The organism is Streptomyces sp. AC558_RSS880 (assembly GCF_019049255.1).
Taxonomy (GTDB): domain Bacteria; phylum Actinomycetota; class Actinomycetes; order Streptomycetales; family Streptomycetaceae; genus Streptomyces.
Window position 1 is genome coordinate 36,093 of the sequence record NZ_JAGMUJ010000197.1, and the last position, 872, is coordinate 36,964.

An 872-nucleotide genomic window follows, 5' to 3' on the forward strand; every position below is an offset into this window, starting at 1 on the left:
CGGCCACGGTCGAGTGACCAGTGCTACTTACTTGCCGCCCGGCTAGTTCACTACACTGGGAAGTTAGTCGCGTAACTAGCCGGGCGTCAAGTAAGTTTTCGTCAAGAGGGGTCGAGTAGGAGGATGGGCGGCACCATGGACGGCACCAGACAACGGCGCCGCGGGAACACCCGCCAGCGCATCCAGGACGTGGCGCTCGAACTCTTCGCCGAGCAGGGCTACGAGAAGACATCGCTGCGCGAGATCGCCGAGCGCCTGGACGTCACCAAGGCGGCGCTGTACTACCACTTCAAGTCGAAGGAAGAGATCCTCGTCGGCATCTTCGAGGACCTCTCGCGGCCGATCGAGGACCTGATCGAGTGGGGGCGGCGGCAGCCGCACTCGCTGGAGACCAAGCAGGAGATCATCCGCCGGTACAGCGAGGCACTGGCGGGCGCGGCCCCGCTCTTCCGCTTCATGCAGGAGAACCAGGCGACGATCCGCGAGCTGAGCATCGGTGAGATGTTCAAGACCCGCATGCTCGGACTGCGGGACATCCTCATGGACCCGGACGCCGATCTGGTGGACCAGGTGCGCTGCGTCAGCGCCCTGTTCACCATGCACGCGGGGATGCACGTCCTGCAGGACGTCGAAAGCGACCCCGAGGAGAAGCGCAAGGCCGTCCTCGAGGTCGCCATCGATCTGATCACCCAGGCCCACCGGGGGTCCGGGGGCGGCTAGGCGCCGTGTGCGCGGCGGGTCAGACCGTCACGCCCTTGGCGCGCAGGAACTTCACCGGGTCCACGGCGGAGCCGTAGTTCGGGGTGGTGCGGATCTCGAAGTGCAGGTGCGGACCGCTGGAGTTGCCGGTGTTGCCGGACAGGGCGATCTTC

The 872-nt window shown here is 65.9% G+C and carries 2 protein-coding genes; one reads left to right on the top strand and one right to left on the bottom strand.

Features of this window, described 5'->3' with window-relative positions:
- The first annotated feature begins 135 nt into the window (after positions 1 to 135).
- On the top strand, positions 136 to 720 hold the full coding sequence (locus KUM38_RS40865) for a TetR/AcrR family transcriptional regulator (protein ID WP_254398544.1): 585 nt from the start codon (positions 136 to 138) through the stop codon (positions 718 to 720).
- Between the two features lie 19 nt (positions 721 to 739).
- Here the strand turns inward: KUM38_RS40865 and KUM38_RS40870 are convergent.
- Positions 740 to 872: M23 family metallopeptidase (locus KUM38_RS40870; RefSeq protein ID WP_217137224.1), on the bottom strand; the 133-nt coding region annotated here is incomplete at its 5' end.

What these genes read in the sequence shown, in the direction of transcription:
- KUM38_RS40865 (WP_254398544.1), top strand. Translation starts at nt 136, where the DNA reads ATGGACGGCACCAGACAACGGCGCCGCGGGAACACCCGCCAGCGCATC.